The sequence below is a fragment of the Afipia sp. GW822-FHT03D08 genome (genome assembly GCF_058801645.1).
On the sequence record NZ_JBXANK010000001.1, the window covers coordinates 2,998,341 to 3,013,735 of the forward strand.

15 protein-coding genes, 1 tRNA gene and 1 pseudogene are annotated in these 15,395 nt (G+C 55.8%); 9 read left to right on the forward strand and 8 right to left on the reverse strand.

The annotated features are described in order from the left end of the window. Positions 1 to 107: 107 nt before the first annotated feature. Positions 108 to 1,022 (forward strand): DMT family transporter, encoded by a 915-nt coding sequence (locus AC1RM7_RS14825; RefSeq protein ID WP_024920223.1) that lies wholly within the window; start codon positions 108 to 110, stop codon positions 1,020 to 1,022. Then, positions 1,019 to 1,945 carry a DMT family transporter gene (locus AC1RM7_RS14830; protein WP_024920224.1) on the forward strand — a complete coding sequence of 309 codons (927 nt, stop codon included), beginning with the start codon at positions 1,019 to 1,021 and terminating at the stop codon, positions 1,943 to 1,945. The genes AC1RM7_RS14825 and AC1RM7_RS14830 overlap by 4 nt, the downstream gene beginning before the upstream one ends. A gap of 45 nt (positions 1,946 to 1,990) precedes the next feature. On the opposite strand, the gene AC1RM7_RS14835 is transcribed toward AC1RM7_RS14830, so the two are convergent. The 3 genes from AC1RM7_RS14835 to rplU all read right to left on the reverse strand — a co-directional run bounded on the left by AC1RM7_RS14835 (position 1,991) and on the right by rplU (position 3,530). After that, positions 1,991 to 2,578, reverse strand: a complete 588-nt coding sequence (locus AC1RM7_RS14835; RefSeq protein WP_024920225.1) for a GNAT family N-acetyltransferase — start codon at positions 2,576 to 2,578, stop codon at positions 1,991 to 1,993. Positions 2,579 to 2,712: 134 nt separating this feature from the next. Next, positions 2,713 to 2,982, reverse strand: a complete 270-nt coding sequence (rpmA, locus tag AC1RM7_RS14840) for a 50S ribosomal protein L27 (protein ID WP_006023191.1) — start codon at positions 2,980 to 2,982, stop codon at positions 2,713 to 2,715. Positions 2,983 to 3,038: 56 nt separating this feature from the next. After that, positions 3,039 to 3,530: a 50S ribosomal protein L21 gene (rplU, locus tag AC1RM7_RS14845; RefSeq protein ID WP_024920226.1), complete on the reverse strand. Its 492-nt coding sequence runs from the start codon at positions 3,528 to 3,530 to the stop codon at positions 3,039 to 3,041. 373 nt (positions 3,531 to 3,903) lie between these two features. Here rplU and AC1RM7_RS14850 point away from each other — a divergent pair, with 373 nt between their 5' ends. Then, the gene (locus AC1RM7_RS14850; protein ID WP_024920227.1) at positions 3,904 to 4,980 is read left to right on the forward strand and encodes an ROK family protein; all 1,077 of its coding nucleotides are present in this window, start codon (positions 3,904 to 3,906) and stop codon (positions 4,978 to 4,980) included. A 213-nt stretch (positions 4,981 to 5,193) separates the two neighbouring features. Further along, positions 5,194 to 5,283 (forward strand) — tRNA-Ser (locus tag AC1RM7_RS14855). A gap of 136 nt (positions 5,284 to 5,419) precedes the next feature. On the opposite strand, the gene AC1RM7_RS14860 is transcribed toward AC1RM7_RS14855, so the two are convergent. Continuing rightward, entirely contained in the window at positions 5,420 to 5,998 is a 579-nt protein-coding gene (locus tag AC1RM7_RS14860) for a hypothetical protein (protein WP_492837526.1), read from the reverse strand. Positions 5,999 to 6,519: 521 nt separating this feature from the next. On the opposite strand from AC1RM7_RS14860, the gene AC1RM7_RS14865 reads away from it, so the two are divergent. Further along, positions 6,520 to 7,065, forward strand: coding sequence for a hypothetical protein (locus AC1RM7_RS14865; protein ID WP_492233937.1), 546 nt, complete (start codon positions 6,520 to 6,522; stop codon positions 7,063 to 7,065). A gap of 102 nt (positions 7,066 to 7,167) precedes the next feature. Here the strand turns inward: AC1RM7_RS14865 and AC1RM7_RS14870 are convergent, their stop codons facing one another. The 3 genes from AC1RM7_RS14870 to AC1RM7_RS14880 form a co-directional block, all read right to left on the reverse strand. Further along, on the reverse strand, positions 7,168 to 7,719 hold the full coding sequence (locus tag AC1RM7_RS14870) for a TIR domain-containing protein (RefSeq protein WP_492233936.1): 552 nt from the start codon (positions 7,717 to 7,719) through the stop codon (positions 7,168 to 7,170). Next, the gene (locus AC1RM7_RS14875) at positions 7,720 to 8,721 is read right to left on the reverse strand and encodes a macro domain-containing protein (RefSeq protein ID WP_492233935.1); all 1,002 of its coding nucleotides are present in this window, start codon (positions 8,719 to 8,721) and stop codon (positions 7,720 to 7,722) included. It abuts the gene before it with no gap. Between the two features lie 536 nt (positions 8,722 to 9,257). Beyond that, positions 9,258 to 9,680 (reverse strand): DUF6641 family protein, encoded by a 423-nt coding sequence (locus AC1RM7_RS14880; RefSeq protein WP_492233934.1) that lies wholly within the window; start codon positions 9,678 to 9,680, stop codon positions 9,258 to 9,260. A 316-nt stretch (positions 9,681 to 9,996) separates the two neighbouring features. On the opposite strand from AC1RM7_RS14880, the gene AC1RM7_RS14885 reads away from it, so the two are divergent. Further along, a complete protein-coding gene (locus AC1RM7_RS14885; RefSeq protein WP_492233933.1) occupies positions 9,997 to 11,487 on the forward strand; it encodes a hypothetical protein in 1,491 nt (496 codons plus the stop codon). A gap of 90 nt (positions 11,488 to 11,577) precedes the next feature. On the opposite strand, the gene AC1RM7_RS14890 is transcribed toward AC1RM7_RS14885, so the two are convergent. After that, on the reverse strand, positions 11,578 to 12,567 hold the full coding sequence (locus AC1RM7_RS14890; RefSeq protein ID WP_492233932.1) for a hypothetical protein: 990 nt from the start codon (positions 12,565 to 12,567) through the stop codon (positions 11,578 to 11,580). 161 nt (positions 12,568 to 12,728) lie between these two features. Here AC1RM7_RS14890 and AC1RM7_RS14895 point away from each other — a divergent pair. The 3 genes and pseudogenes from AC1RM7_RS14895 to AC1RM7_RS14905 all read left to right on the forward strand — a co-directional run. Next, positions 12,729 to 12,791 (forward strand): annotated as a pseudogene (locus AC1RM7_RS14895) (SEC-C metal-binding domain-containing protein); the annotation flags it as partial. A gap of 9 nt (positions 12,792 to 12,800) precedes the next feature. Then, positions 12,801 to 13,868, forward strand: coding sequence for a hypothetical protein (locus AC1RM7_RS14900; RefSeq protein ID WP_492235726.1), 1,068 nt, complete (start codon positions 12,801 to 12,803; stop codon positions 13,866 to 13,868). 544 nt (positions 13,869 to 14,412) lie between these two features. Next, positions 14,413 to 14,985 (forward strand): recombinase family protein, encoded by a 573-nt coding sequence (locus AC1RM7_RS14905; RefSeq protein ID WP_492233931.1) that lies wholly within the window; start codon positions 14,413 to 14,415, stop codon positions 14,983 to 14,985. Positions 14,986 to 15,395 lie beyond the last annotated feature (410 nt).

The window sequence follows — 15,395 nt, forward strand, 5'->3', positions numbered from 1 at the left end:
TAATATCGCACCAAAGGCTGCATTTGCGGCGGTTGCGGTAAACGTCCCGGCCTCCTAAACAACCCGTCCAGCCGCATTTTGGTCCCAATCACGCCCGGCGACGCAGCATGTTCGCAAAAATCTCGGCAGACGCCGGCAACCGCTCGGCCGCGCTCGCGGGCATCGCGCTGATGCTGCTGGCGGTCTGGATGTTTTCGTTCGGCGACGCCATCGGCAAGTTCATTGTCGCGACCTATTCGGTCGGCCAGCTTTTGCTGCTGCGTGCGGTAGCGAGTCTCGTGCTGCTGTCGCCGGTGATCTGGCGCCACCGCGACGACTTCCGGACCATTCAGAGGCCCGGACTGCAAGTCATCCGGGTGGCGCTTTCGACGCTGGAGGTGGCTGCGTTCTTTGCCGCCTCAGTCTATCTGCCTCTCGCCGATGTCATCACCTACTATCTTGCGGCGCCGATCTTTGTGACCGCTGCCTCCGCGATCTTCCTCGGCGAGAAGGTCGGCTGGCGGCGCTGGAGCGCCATCGTCGTTGGCTTCATTGGCGTCGTCATCGCGCTGCGTCCGTCCACGCAGGCGTTTAGCTGGCCGGCGATGATTGCGCTGGCGGGCAGTTCATCCTTCGCAGCGCTCATGATCATCACGCGTTCGCTGCGCGGCACGCCCGATGTCGTGCTGACAACGGCGCAGTTCTGCGGAACGCTTCTGTTCGGCGTGATCGTGGCGCCGTTCGGCTGGATCACGCCGACCCTGCCGGATCTTGGGCTTTTTGCGCTGGCGGGCTGCATTTCCATTGTGGCCGCGCTCGGCGTCAACCGCTCGCTCAAGCTCGCTCCCGCAAGCGTGGTCGTCCCCTACCAGTACACGATGATCATTTGGGCCGTGATCTTCGGCTACGTCGTGTTCGGCGATGTGCCCTCCATCGCGATGCTGGTGGGTGCTGCGGTCATCATCCTGGCCGGGCTCTATATTTTCCTGCGCGAACGCGACCTCGTTCGCGAGGAGCCGGTCGTGGTGCCTCCGCCCGGATGAGCTTTTCATTGCAAAGCCTGCGAGGGGCCGCGCCGCGATCATCCACGCTGGCGGGCATTTTGTTCATGCTCGCGGCCATCACGATATTCTCGCTGGTGAATGTCTTCAGCAAGGTGATGGTTGCGACCTATCCGCCGGCGCAGCTCTTCTTCATACGCGGATTTGCCGCCATCGCGACGCTGATGCCATTTCTCGCGCGCGACAATTTCGCGGCCGTACGCCACGTGCCGCGGCCCGGCTTGCAGGTGCTGCGCATGGCGATGTCCGTCGCCGACGGCATGCTGTTCTTCACGGCGATCAAGTATATCCCGCTGGCGGATGCCACCACCTGCTATCTGGCCGCGCCGATTTTCGTCACGGCCTTCTCCGCGATTTTTCTGCGCGAGCAGGTCGGCTGGCGGCGCTGGACCGCCGTTGTCGTGGGATTTGTGGGGGTCATCATCGCGGTGCGCCCCACTGGCGCAGCCATTTCCTGGCCGGCCTTGATCGCGCTGGCCGGCTGTCTGTGCCAGTCGGTATTCATGATCGTCACGCGTTACGTGCGCGGTACGTCGAGCTTCTTTCTCGCCGTGACCCAGGTTGTGGGCTCGTTTGTCTTTGGCGGAATCGTATCGGCGTTCATCTTCCTTCCGCCGACATGGCTGATCGTTGTCCTGCTATTGATCAGTGGCACAGTGAATGTTGTTGCCGTGCTCTGCCTCAATCGGTCGCTGATCCTGGCGCCGGCCAGTGTTGTGGCGCCGTTTCAGTACACGATGATCGTATGGGCGGTTGTGCTTGGATTTCTGGTGTTCGGTGACGTGCCGTCGCTGAACACCATAATAGGGGCGACCATCGTCGCCTGTGCAGGGATCTATATCTTCCTGCGCGAGCGCGCGGTCATGCATCGCGAGCCTGAGCCCAATCCGCCCACGGCGGTTTAGTGCATGATCCTCCCGGCGCTCCGGAGAGGATCATGCCTTGTCGGCTCACCGCCGCGTTGAGTTGTGCCAGTTCTTGATCGACGACCACACGCCGCGCTCGAGCTTGAAGCGATCGACCGGTGTCGACGATCCGAGCGCCAGGAAGCGGTGCAGTTCGACGCCGGTCCACTGGAAGCCGCACTTCTCCAGCACGTGACGCGAGGCCGGGTTCAGCACGCGCGCGCCAGCCAGCAGTTCGTCGATGGCAAATTCCTCGAAGGCGTAATCGATCACGGCGCGCGCGGCTTCCGTGGCAAAGCCCTTGCCCCAGTGATCGACGCCAAAACAGTAACCCAGTTCCGGCGCGTTCTCGTCTTCCCAACTCACGCCGACAAGCCCGACCGCGGTACGCTCGCGCTCGACAAGGAAAACGGTATCGACAGTGCCTGCGACGGTGTTCACGAAGCTGATGGCATCGTCCAGCGAGTAGGGATGCGGCACGCGGCGCAAATTAACGGCCACACGCTTGTCACCGACGACATGCGCAATGGCTTTTACGTCCGCGAGCGTCGGCTGACGCAACACCAGCCGATCGGTCTCGAGGACGACGGCTCTTGATTCCAGCAAGATGGGCGTTGGCTTTTCCAGCAACATGACAAGGCTCCTTCATGTGCCCGTCCCCAACGGGCGCAAACGAAAAGGGGAGGCCGGTTTACCCGTCTCCCCTTTCGAGCCTTCTGGCGCTCTGCCGGTTCAACGAGACCCGGCAGACGCGATGTGTCTACCGTTTATTCAGCCGCTTCCGCCATCGGAATAACCGAGACGAAAGTGCGGCCGTTGGCTTTGGCGCGGAATTCGACCTTGCCTTCGATCTTGGCGAAAAGGGTATGGTCCGTGCCCATGCCGACGTTAAGGCCGGGATGCCAGGTCGTGCCGCGCTGACGGGCAATGATGTTGCCCGGAATCACGTGCTCGCCGCCGAACGCCTTGACGCCAAGGCGCTTGCCAGCTGAGTCACGTCCGTTGCGCGAAGAACCGCCTGCTTTTTTGTGAGCCATCGCTCCGTCTCCAAACTTGCGTCTAGTGTATAGACCGATTCCTTGACGGAATCATTTCACTCTTTGTCGCTCTTTGCCTTCGGTGCTGCCTTCTTGGCGGGGGCCTTTGCGGCAGCTTTCGGAGCTGCCTTTTTGGCCGGAGCCTTCTTCGCAGCCTTGGCGGGAGCATCACCCTCGTCGGATGGTGCTTCGACCTTCTTTTCCTTCTTCGGGCGCGGGCCGACGCTCGGGGCCTTGCCGTCGGTCAGAATCTCGGTGACGCGGATCACCGTGATTTCATCGCGATAGCCGCGCTTGCGCTTCGAATTCTTGCGGCGGCGCTTCTTGAAGGAAATCACCTTCGGGCCGCGCTTGTGGTCGAGCACTTCGGCCGCCACGGATGCGCCGCTAACGAACGGAGCTCCGAGAACCGGCGTATCGCCGCCCACCACCATTACTTCGCCAAGTTGCACGATCGTTCCGACATCGCCGGCGATCTTGCCAATCTCGAGCACATCATCCGGAACGACACGGAACTGCCGGCCGCCGGTTTTGATGACTGCGAACATCGTTTTTTTCCTTCGTGTTCGATTCCGATGCTCGGATGAAATCCGGCCCGGCTTCTTATTCAGTCGCTATGGGTTCACCGCGATCATCATGTGATCATCGCGAAATCTCTGCGCGATCGGGGCTGCTCTCGTCGGAGCGGTCCGGCCGGTCGCACAAAAACAAACGGCGCGAGAAATCCCGCGCCGGGTTGCGGGTGTTATAGCCGCAGAAGACCACGAGTCAAGAAAAAGCAGCCCGAAAATGGGCCTTTTCTGAGCTATTTGGCTCGATTTTCCGGTGTTTTGAGCCTCCGCGAGCGCTGCGGCCACCCGACCCCGAAACAATCCGGTTCCCCGGTGGTTATACCTCGCAACAGTTAAGGGGCTTCCGGATATGGCTGAAGACACGCTGACGACCGCCGGCATTGGTAAACATGGGGCGGCGCGCCTGCCGTCCGTGGACATCGACAGCTACAATATCGAACTCAAGGACGAGGATGGATTTCTGGGTGACCGCGCCAGCAAGGGGGCGTTTCAGGACATCCTCGACAAATGGCGTAAGCCCTTGAAGAAGAACGGCGGCGATCCGTTCGGCGGCAAGGCCTCCGAAGATATCAGCAAAAAGCAACTCGACGAGATTCTTGGCGGCGATGACGCCGAGGCGGCCGCGCTGGTGCATAGCGCCATCGAGGAATTTGCGCAGGAACTGGCTTACGTCACGGGGCGCTTCCTAAAAACCAAAGCCTGGGACAAGACTGAGGCGATCATCGTTGGCGGCGGCTTCCGGCAAAGCCGGATCGGCGAACTGTCGATCGCGCGGGCCGACATCATTCTCAAGGCGGAGGGCGCGAAGGTGAGCCTGATCCCGATCCGCTTTCATCCAGATGAAGCGGCGTTGATCGGCTGCGCGCACCTTGCTCCGTCATGGATTTTCGAGGGCCACGATAGCCTTCTTGCGGTTGATATCGGCGGTACCAACATCCGGTGCGGCGTGGTCGAAACCCGCCAGAAGAAAACGCCGGATCTGTCGAAGGCGTCGGTCTGGAAGTCCGAACTCTGGCGTCACGCCGATGATGAGCCGACCCGTGAGGGAGCGGTGAAAAAGTTGGCCGGAATGCTGAAGGAATTGCTGAAAGAGGCCGAGAATGAGGGCCTGAAACTGGCGCCCTTTATCGGCGTCTCGTGTCCCGGTGCGATCAATGCGGGCGGGTCCATCGAGAAGGGCGCGCAAAACCTGCCGGGCAATTGGGAGAGCAGCAAGTTCAACCTGCCAGCCAGCCTGATCGAGGCCATCCCCAGTATCGGCGATCACGACACCGCAATTCTGATGCATAACGACGGCGTGGTGCAGGGCCTGAGCGAAATTCCTTTCATGCAGGACTACAAGCGATGGGGAATCCTCACTATCGGCACGGGCCTCGGCAACGCGCGCTTCACCATGCGAAATCCGAAGGACAAGAAGAAAGGGTGAGGCTCGCTCGGCCCGGATTTGGAGCAGGCTGACACGGCCATCGTGGCGGCGCGTCGAAATCCGGATGGCGTGAGCAGGATGACCGGAAACCGGACTTTCGGTATGGCCGTCTCCCATTCTCACGCTTGAAAAAGCAGACAGCGCCTTGTCTGGACCGGCATCCTCGCATAGAACTCGCCCCGCGACCCGGCGGAAGCCGCCGTTTTGGTACCTGGAGAGGTGGCAGAGTGGTCGAATGCACCGCACTCGAAATGCGGCATAGGTGCAAGCCTATCGGGGGTTCGAATCCCTCCCTCTCCGCCAACTCATCCGGTAACATCCTGATTTAACTACTGAAAATCCTACATCATATTTCTTGCCCCGGTATCTGCCCCAATGATTTTTGTGGATCGCGGTGGACATCGATGGTCAGTCTCAGTCAACTATGGACACTGCCCATTCATCGCGGCAGCAGTTCGTAGCAATCACTTCGATGTCGTGGTCCGATAAGTTCTGCACCCTTGCTGCAGTACTGAATCATCTTCTCCAGCGAGCCTTTTTCTGGATCATACGGCTCGACTTTGACCTCCCCGAAACGACGAAGCTGATGTGCTGAACCGGCGACGAGCAGGGGCCTTCTGAAAGCCTGCCCCTCTGGACGTAAAGCGACAACCGCGTGAACGTGAAGCAGACCGAAGTTCAGAAAGTTTGCCGCTTCCTTCGCCGACATCGTTCCCTTTGAGCCTGGAAAGTCGATGTACGAAACACTCAATGGCTGCTGATAGCGCTTACGGCCCATGTTGTTGCCGCATGCTTCAACAACCAATCGCGTGAACCAATCGCGATACTTGGTCAGGTAGTTCGCAGGATCTCTTTTTGACTCGTTAAAGTCAAAGTGTGCAGAATCAAACTTCATCGTGACCGCGAACACGTTATCGACGATAGCTTGATTCAAGACTGCTTCGTTCGAACCGACATGATCACGATAGATCGACTTGATGACGTAGGCGATAGCATCTGAATTGATGAAGTTGCTCAAGGTTATGACCTCTTTGTTATTGGTTGTTTTGGGTCATGATAAGAAGCGCATCACGATAAGCTCGTGCGAACGCTTTGAACCGTTACATCGTATAAGCAGTCACCAGCCATCAAACGTCAGCATCGCTGGCGTTGTGAAGGTCGGTGGCGCTTCTCAGCGCATCTGGCGAGCACAATCATCGTCCAGAGTGCGAAACATGATGAGTTTGAAGCGTCGATATGACGGTGGTTCAATCGTATATATAAGCGCGTCGCTGTGACTCGACCCGCATTGCAAAAATAATTCGGTGCACGGTCTCGCGCGTTACGTATGATGATTTTGGGTGATCACATACTGAAAATTTTGGCGCCCAATTTACCCGGCGAAATCGCATCCTTTAAAAGGGCTTTATTTAGCCGGTAGGCTCTGGAAAGGCGGCTCGATCTTGTCGGTAAATCTGTTCAGCGGAAGGCTCGCAATCTTACGTTGACATTCTGCCGAAAAAATACGGATAGGGATTGGCGTCTGATCAGGAGACGTAGATGCCATCTAACCCGACGCGCAGAAGTTTCATTGCGGCTTCGCTGGTTGCGCCAGCCGCACTGCCAGTAAACGCTGTCCTTGCGATAGATGATCACGAACGACTTCGCCTGATTCAACGTCGCGAATACCTTCAATCAGAAATTGCGAAGCTCGATCAGAAATGGGCTTTGGCCTACGCGAAGCTGCCGCCTTGGTGTCGACCCGGACCGAAGTATCGAGATCAGGATGGGAGGATGTTTGGTGGAAGGGTCGGGTGGCCGGATGCAGGCCTGGATTCGATCAAGCTAGACACTGGTACTTTTCTCGTTCGACCCTCGATCCGTGAAATCTTCGAACTTCGGAAAGCCGATCGGGCATCGAAGACTTGCAATGAAGGCGAGAGATTTTTCGTGTGTCGGCTTGAAAAGCTTGTTGGTCGTTTGCGCGAGCAACGACGAGTGGAGCGTAGTGTTGAGTTGCCGCGATCGTCTGCGTGGCTACTACTGGAAACCGAGCTTGAAGCAATCGAAGCCGCGATGATGGGTTGGCGAACAGAAGCACTCTGACTTCTAATCTTGGAGTCGAGGGTTCGAGTCTCTTCGCGAGAACAGCGAATATTACGTCACTTGCGACTCATGCGGATGACGACCTGTCCGACAGCGAAGTAATCACCAGTAGATGCCAAAGGTGTTGTGGGCTTCTTTGGTATAGTAATTGAGCGCTCCCGTGGGCGGGGTGCTGTGATCGAATTGCTTCATCGCGTCGTCAATGGCCGCTTGCTTAAACGGGATGTGAATTGAACGTACACTGTTGTTAGCAATCCTCGATGCAAAAGTGGGTGGCCACAAGTTGCTCAACGCACTGGGAGCTAAGATCCAATCATACTGTGTATAGACGGCAATGATCGGGATCTTGCAGCTATCTACCGCATATGCAATTTCGAAGGGCACCCAGTCAGTATCAAAACGCGTAGTGTTCCCGATGATCAGCAGCATGTTGCGCGAGTGATTGAGACGCTCCATCAAGCTTCTTCTCAGGGTAGACTTCAGGCTGCTGTCGCGAACAGCAGAAGTCTTTTCGTGGCTGTTTACGAACCGAAAGTCGGTTTTGTCATGTGCGTGCCAGGCCTTGATCATTCGATAATACTTGATGTCGGATGCTGTTGGGTCTGTTTTGCCTTCAGCATGAAAGGCGATGTATGTGCCGTTTCTGTAGGCCATTTACTTGTGACTCCAGTCCCGCTTGATTTCCCGTATATCTAGTCTCTCAAAGCAATCTTCGGGCAGTACGATGTTGACCTGTTTAGGCAAACCCGTCTTGCGACCGAAATCGATAAGCGAGAGTACGATGAGCCGAAGCAAATGCTGCGGCTCAATGTTTACGCTTGAACGGCCATTCCCGATAAGGGGCAAAGAAATGGTCCCACCGTTCCCAAAGTTATGAATAGAATGAAGTGCGCCGAGAAGTGCATCCCATAGCATCGGTACAGTCGAAGACGCCTTGGAGCTTTGCAAGTCGGTCTTTGCCATTGCGACCAAGAAGATCTTGCGCGCTGCCCGGGGAAGAACGGCTGTCGTGCCGATTGCGTATTTCTTGTTTGGCTTGATTGAGCGTTCCGTGACTTCGGAAGGGTTCCCTTTCAGAGCATCGTCTACGTCTTTACGAAAGCGGCCCGTATCGCTATTCCAAACCTTTTCGATCAGCTTGCCATGCAGCGATTGGCTTGAAACGACGTGGCCTAGGTCGCTATCAAAAAACTCGCCGACTCCGATCAACCAATCGGTATCGGTGCCTAGCAAATCGTCGTAATAGATGTTGATCCAGCTATCAGTCGTCGGCACCCGGAACGAAACAGAGCGAGTCTCGTATATGTGATAGAAAAAGGTCACGACGCACGCGGTCACGACGCCGACAGCGTATTCCGTACCGTGAGCCGTGATGAACTGGTCAACGGATGTAAAAGACTTCATGGTGATTTCGGTGACCAGCCAGATGGCGCCCGCCATGGCGAATGCGCGGGTGATACCCGTCCACCAGCGTCGCCGAAATCCCAGAAGCAAAGACTTCAAAAATAGCTTCATCGTCAATTCCGTAAAAAAGACGCTCAGGAACGACTCCTTTGCGCCAGAACGGAATAATATCACGGCAGACTCACGCGCCAGCGTACCAACGCCCGCATATCCCCCTTTTTCCATGAATTGATTTGGATCGCTTACGGCCAAGGAAGGGCTGGCAACGCGATGGTCGTAACTGGTTGGGGATAAAGTAAGGGGTCTTGAAAAGACTAGGCTATTTTCTCAAATGTAGCTGGTTCTGTGGGGTTAAAAATGGCTTGGCCTTTGCGCCCGTAGCGTCCCGCGACAATCGGACTGGCAGCTTGACTTCATCATGCGAGGGCGTGAGCTTCCGCGGGAAGATGTCCTTCGCGTGCGGAACGTAGTCAAAGTGGCGGTTAGCCCATATGCGCGCTTCGCGTTTCGGCAGCATCGAGCGATAGAGCGGTCTTGCCGGGCTGGCGGCTTCTAATTTTTTGTAGCATGTGTTCGGGCCGCAGGTTCGTGGATCTCCGCGATGTCTTCACTGCTCACCGGTGAGCAACTGGTATCGCAATTCGGGCATCGATCGTCGCAGGTTGCGGACCATTCATCGGCCCATTTCGAGCCGCACGGGCATTCATAAAAGTTGCGAAAAAGCATCTTGTCGTCCGCGAGAGTAAGTTCGGGGGCGAACTGGTTGCTCGCCCCCCAATCTTAATCAATCAGCTTGTTTTCTTACGGGTCGGTGGTGTTCTTGACGCCTGAGCTAATTGCGTATCGAGTTCACCGGTACGAGTAGCAGCGATCAGTGTATCGATCACAGTGGGAAGTTTATCGAGAGACGGCACTGCAATGGCCGCTTTTCCTTTTTCGAACTCCAGGGACTTCGATCCCGACTTGATCGTGAAGAGATACGAGCCGTCGATGTGCTTGCGCCACCATGGGTTCACGCGCTGATCGCTTTCGACGGATTTGCGAACGCCGTCGACCTGCTTGAACGAGCGTACTTTGCGCACGAAGTTCGGATTGGCCAGTAGTACCTTCTGTTCTTCCAGTCTCACAATCGTGCGAGCGCGTCGCTCCAACTTCGGATCCGTTTCCGTCTTGGGGAGCGTCGTGAAGTTCAGCGATTTCAGGGAAGTCATTTGGTCCTCCAACATATGGTTGCTGAGGACGACCAAGTATAATGCCGATTAGCTCAATTACATACCGAAGACTTTGCTCCGAACAGAATCGGTCCCGAACCAAAGCGGACATCCCGGGCTGATATATCCGATCACGTCGATATCAAGTAGTCGCATGCACCTTATGACGGTGAGGAATAAAAGCGATATGTGGTCGTCATTGGCGACTCTCGCTATACAGATAGGATGTGTTGCTGAGGGTGTTGTGTTGAGAAAGTTCGACAACGCTCCGGATGATCTCGGCAAATCTGTGAAATGCAAAGGTCCTGAGGTTAGTATGACAACCCGTCTCTACCGTTTCCGGCCGCTGTGGCGTCTGCTTGATAAAGGCGAGTTGCTCAATCAGGAAGTCTTCTTCGCCAGTCCCGACAGCCTGAACGATCCCATGGAGGGGTTTCGGGACATCTTTTGGCAGGGTGACGCGATCGTATGGCAGAATCTGCTTCGGCACTACCTGCTTTGCCTTGAATGGGGCTATTCGCTTGTATCGTTGGGCGGCGAAGACGAGCCGCTCTCGTGGAAGAACATTCCGATTTTCAACGTCGATGCGATGGCGTTTACTCCGCAATACAAAGACAGAATTGATAAGCTCGTTGCAGCATTCCTCGGAAATGACTCCATCAAGGTTCTGGTTCAGTCGCTTGCAGCGCGAACCTACTCAGTCCGCCGCGAGGAACTCGCCGCCTATCTTCAGCCGGTGCACACCCTGGCCTTGTCGATCATCCAGCAAAATTACCGGGACCACGGGCTTGCCAAACAAACAAATCCGGATCCAGACACGGAAGCCTATCTGAAACGGACCATGGATCAGGCGAAGCAGATGCTTGACCATGTAGGACGCCTCAGTGCGGAGATTACCGACCCCGAACGCGCAGCTGCTGCACTCTTTATGGCACACCGCCATATGATCGAGGAGATCAAGCTTCTTCACCGATATAACAATGCCGACAAGCCAATTGAAGCAAATCGCGCGTTTGTTCTGTTCGAATTTCCGAACGAGTACGTCACAAAGCTTGAAACGCTGGCTTATCCCGATTGGTATACCGCCTGCTTCATGAAGGAATGCCGCGATTCCTCCGTATGGGGAAGTTATGGCGATAATCACACTGCGGCTTGCCTTGTTTTCAAGGTCAGTGATGGAGAGAAGTCCCCATCGCTGCGGCTGAAGCGCGTCGCCGGTTACAGCAGTGGCGGCCCGGTCGTTGATTTCGTACCGCACACGTTTCAGGAGGTTGTTTACGAAAACAAGCATCTTCCGGTCGACTTTTTTCGTTCACTCGGCCGATTGCCGATCCCCGATTTATCGCGCGCATGGTACACGGACCGGACCGGACAGCGCAGTGCCTGCGCCGACGATATTTTCAACAATGAAGACGCGTGGCGGAAGCGCTACTGGGATACGTTCAATCACGGTGTAACGCGAAAACTCGAAGCCTGGCACTACGAGAAAGAGCAGCGCCTGATCCTGACCGGAATGCTTCACGACTTTGTGGAGCCTAAAAGCCGCGTCACGCACTATGACTTTAACAACCTGGAAGGAATTATCTTCGGCATTAAGACGCCGATCGACAAGAAGATCGCGATCTGCAAGATCATTGAAGACAAGTGCCGCGCTGCAAACCGAACCGATTTCAAGTTCTATCAAGCCTACTATGCGCAGGAAAAGGGCTTCATCGAGCATCGGGAGATGACGTTGCTCAAATTTAAGTTCTCTCAAGCGGCCACGGATAGCGAGGGTAACGCGTCCGGTCCGGCCCCAGAGCTTTAACGCCCCGGATGTATCTTTTCCAGAAGCTTGCCTTCACCGCGCTCTTGAATTCTTATCGGCCGTCACGGGGTGGTTCGACGAACCGTCATCTTATTCGACGCGAGGCGGTTCAGGCCGCATATGCAACTCGGCAATGTCGTGCAACGGTCCAAGCTCGAGGTCGATGAAGCCGGTCGCGGGCCGACCGAAACCTGCAAAGAGGAAACGATATTCCTTTTGGTAAGCGAAGCGAAAATCCTTCGACATGGCGTTGTCGATACGCTCCTTGGACCTGCGCTCATATGTATCGAAATACTCGATGGGGCAATGATGAAAATACCAGCCCGGGAGCAAGTTCTTGGCGGCGTGCTCAAGACGCCGGGCGAATTCATCCGGCTCTTTGATGACGACGCAGCAGTCAGTCCCGGAAAATTGGTCAAAGAGAACCGAGTCCCAATCCATCGAGACGCAGTAGAGGAAATAATCGGTTCCGGAAGTGCTGTATTTGAGGTCACCGATCGGACGCACCTGCAGGCCGTCCGGCATGGTCAAGCTGATATACTCCCCAGGTGAATAGGAATGCTTGACTCGCTCGTCGTCCTGCCGCGCTGGATCCTTCTCCATCAAAGCATATTCTTGCGCGGATTTCATGCGCAACCGCCCGAAATCCATGAGGTTCTGCAACCATTTCCGCTCGCCATATCGAAATAGGACATCTCCGGCATTTGGGCCGCGTGGCCGGGCCGGCGCTGCGCTTGAATCGCGCTGCGCGACTATGGGGAGCGGCCGATGGAGTGGCACGTTTCGGAGCGCAAACTCATACCGTGTTTGATGCTCCTTGCGGTACCAATACCATGAGCTCAAAAAGCTATGGATCGGAATGACATTCCGGTCGTCGCTTATGATTGCATGCATGTTGCGGACGATATTGTCATAGCGCGCCCGCAGAGCGTCATCGGTTATCCGCCCCAGGTACCTGTGAATCTCGTACTGGAATTCCCAACAGTCGGATTCATAGTCGGTTTTCGTTTGCTTCGATGATTTGATCGCATCGGAATGAGGCAAAACGGATGGAAGCGGCAAGGTTGGAATATCGGGCATTCGATGCTCAAATGAATGGTATCGCGGATCGAACCATATCATGAGTCGGTGTTATTGCCGGGCAACAAGCGCAACATTTACCGCCCCTGCGGCTACGGGCTATGCTCGTTTCTGGCGACTCATATCCATGCGAAGCAACCGCATCGGCAGAAATTTCATACATGCCAAGGCGCAACGAAAGATGTTTTTGCGGAAGCGGGAAGCGCTACAAGCATTGCCATGGCGCGTGGTCCGTGAATACGCCGGATGCTCCGATCGAAAACTGGCACACCACGCCAGAGCGCGTGCGGGATGCGTTTAATCGTCGGCAGATAGATCGCGTAAACCACTATTCCAATCACGGTTTTCACCGGCCGCCCCTTGTCGCAGGCAATGACCAAGATCGTTTCATCGTTCGGGGCGGGAAGGTGATTCACTGGGGTGGCGGCGACAATTTCATGAATTTTCTTGAAAGTGATCTGCTGCGGGAACTGGGCGAGCCGTTCCGTCGGAACATCAGCCATCCACTTCATATCTGGTGGCAGGCAATGCGTGCGCAGGCGAAATCGCGGCATCACCTTGGGCCTGAACGCGGTCTCATGTCGACGGTTCCTGTGCTCAGCTTCTTTACCGTAGCTCATGACCTCTTTGTCATCGCCGATAATTCGGAGCCGCGCGAGAGGCTTCTCAAATCCCTGCGGGTCGCCGATCAATTTCATGGCGCGCGCTATGAGCTGATGATCGCCGCCTGCCTTGTACGGGCCGGCTTTAGCTTCGCGTTTTCTGATGAAGAGGATCTAAGCTCAGGCCATTCCGACGGGCTTGCCACTCACCGCCGGACGGGCAAGCGCTATGCCGTCGAGATGAAGACAAAGAGCTGGCCCGGCGTCCTTGGAAAATCCGGGGAGAGGCCGCCCGTTGAAACCATGAAAGGCAATGTCAGCCGTCAATTACGAGAGGCTCTTGCGAAGCCCGCTGATGCCGAACGCCTCATCTTTATTGACATGAATTTGCCCCCGCCGCCTCACGACTGGCAGGGGGAGGGGGTGTGGTGGCAGGGTGATGCTGTCGCATCCAAGCGGGCGGTGGAGGAGCAGCCGGGCAACGTGCCTCGTGATGCGACCGGTTTCGTTATCTTTACGAATATGCCATCCAATCACTTGCCGCTAGACGAATTCTACATCGGGTTGGAAACCGCATTTACCGGATATAACCAGCCGAATTTTTCTGCCGACATGCCGCTACTCGGGGACGCCTACCCCGAAATCGCGGATTTGTTTGACGCGTTTCGCAATCACGATCTTATGCCGCAAAAATTCTAGGCTGTTACCGTGCGACGCGTGCATTTCGGACGTCACAGCACACAAGCCGAGCGAACCACTGGAATATCTGGATAGCCTTCCGCGCGCAGCAGGGCCCTAACCATATCTTTGGTCCCGGCTTCGGTATTGGATCATCTCCGAAATCGCGCCTGGGAGGATCGAGCTCTTGCTCGATATAGGGACGGTGATTGAATTCGCGTTGCCACGGATCGAATTTGCTCGTGAGGTTCATGATGATGTCGCGGACCTTGCGCTCTTCCGCATACGTGATGCCCTTTGCAGTAAGGCAGTTCCAGATGAGTTGCGACGCAAGCGACTCGTGCGCCATGGTGATGAGGTAAGGGCTTAGCCGAATCCGGGCCTCGGTTTTGCTTCGCGGAAGTGAAGAATAGGCCATCGCGCCAACTCAGAAATACGTTCGGTTGTCAGAGAAAGGTGCAGTTGGTGATAAGCGTTAAATTTCCCCGGTGAAATTGCTCCGAAAACCCTATCTGGAAATTATTCCTATTTCATGTTAGGCTCAGAGGGTTTTATGGAGCCCACTATGAGCCTCATTGGATACGCCCGCGTTTCGACAGCAGATCAAACGCCCGACCTACAAATTAACGCACTGACATTGGCTGGATGCTCACGCATATTCCTTGAAACCGCGTCGGGTGCAGATGCCGCGCGAGTGGAATTAGCGGCTGCGCTCAACTACATTCGTCCAGGCGATACGCTTGTTGTTTGGAAATTGGATAGGTTAGCGCGTTCGATCACCAAGTTGATCGGAACCATCGAGCAACTCAACGAAGCCGGCTGTGGTTTCACATCGTTGACGGAGGCGATAGATACCACGACGCCAACGGGGAAGCTCGTATTTCATATCTTTGGAGCGCTCACGGAGTTTGAACGCAGTATCATTCGTGAACGAACTCTGGCTGGACTTGCGGCGGCTAAGGCTCGTGGCCGGCGCGGTGGCCGTCCTCGCGCGTTATCGGATCAAAGCATCGGCGCAGCGAAAGCCCTTATAAAAGATGGTTCATTGACGATCGCGGAAATAGCCGTACAGCTCGGCGTGTCCGATGCTACGCTCTATAAGTACATTCCGCATCCGCGATCGACGCCAACACGGTAGTGCAAACGGTTAGCAATCGCGCCCGATGCCTGCGGCTCTTGTAGCAATCGTCAGCGCAAGGGTTTCCAAATGCGATCACGGATAGCCAGCATCACTTCTGCTAGTCGATACACTACTTGCGCAACATAAGGCAGGCAGAAGAGTTACGCAGACGATTTTGCTGTATGCTCCCGGCAGCCGCAAAGACGGCGACGACCGAAGCCGGCTTGTGACCTCCGTCCAATCATTCATCACGATGTACATGCCGCGGGCGAAGACACTCGCCTAGCGCTGTTTCTTGTTCCTGAGTAGCACCTCAACGGCGCCGAGGCGGACTTCTGGCAGGCCTCGAAAGATCGAATGTTGCTGTCCGGGCGTTAAGAGACGACGGGTGAGATTTCAATAGCGGTCATCGGCTTCTTAGACTTCGC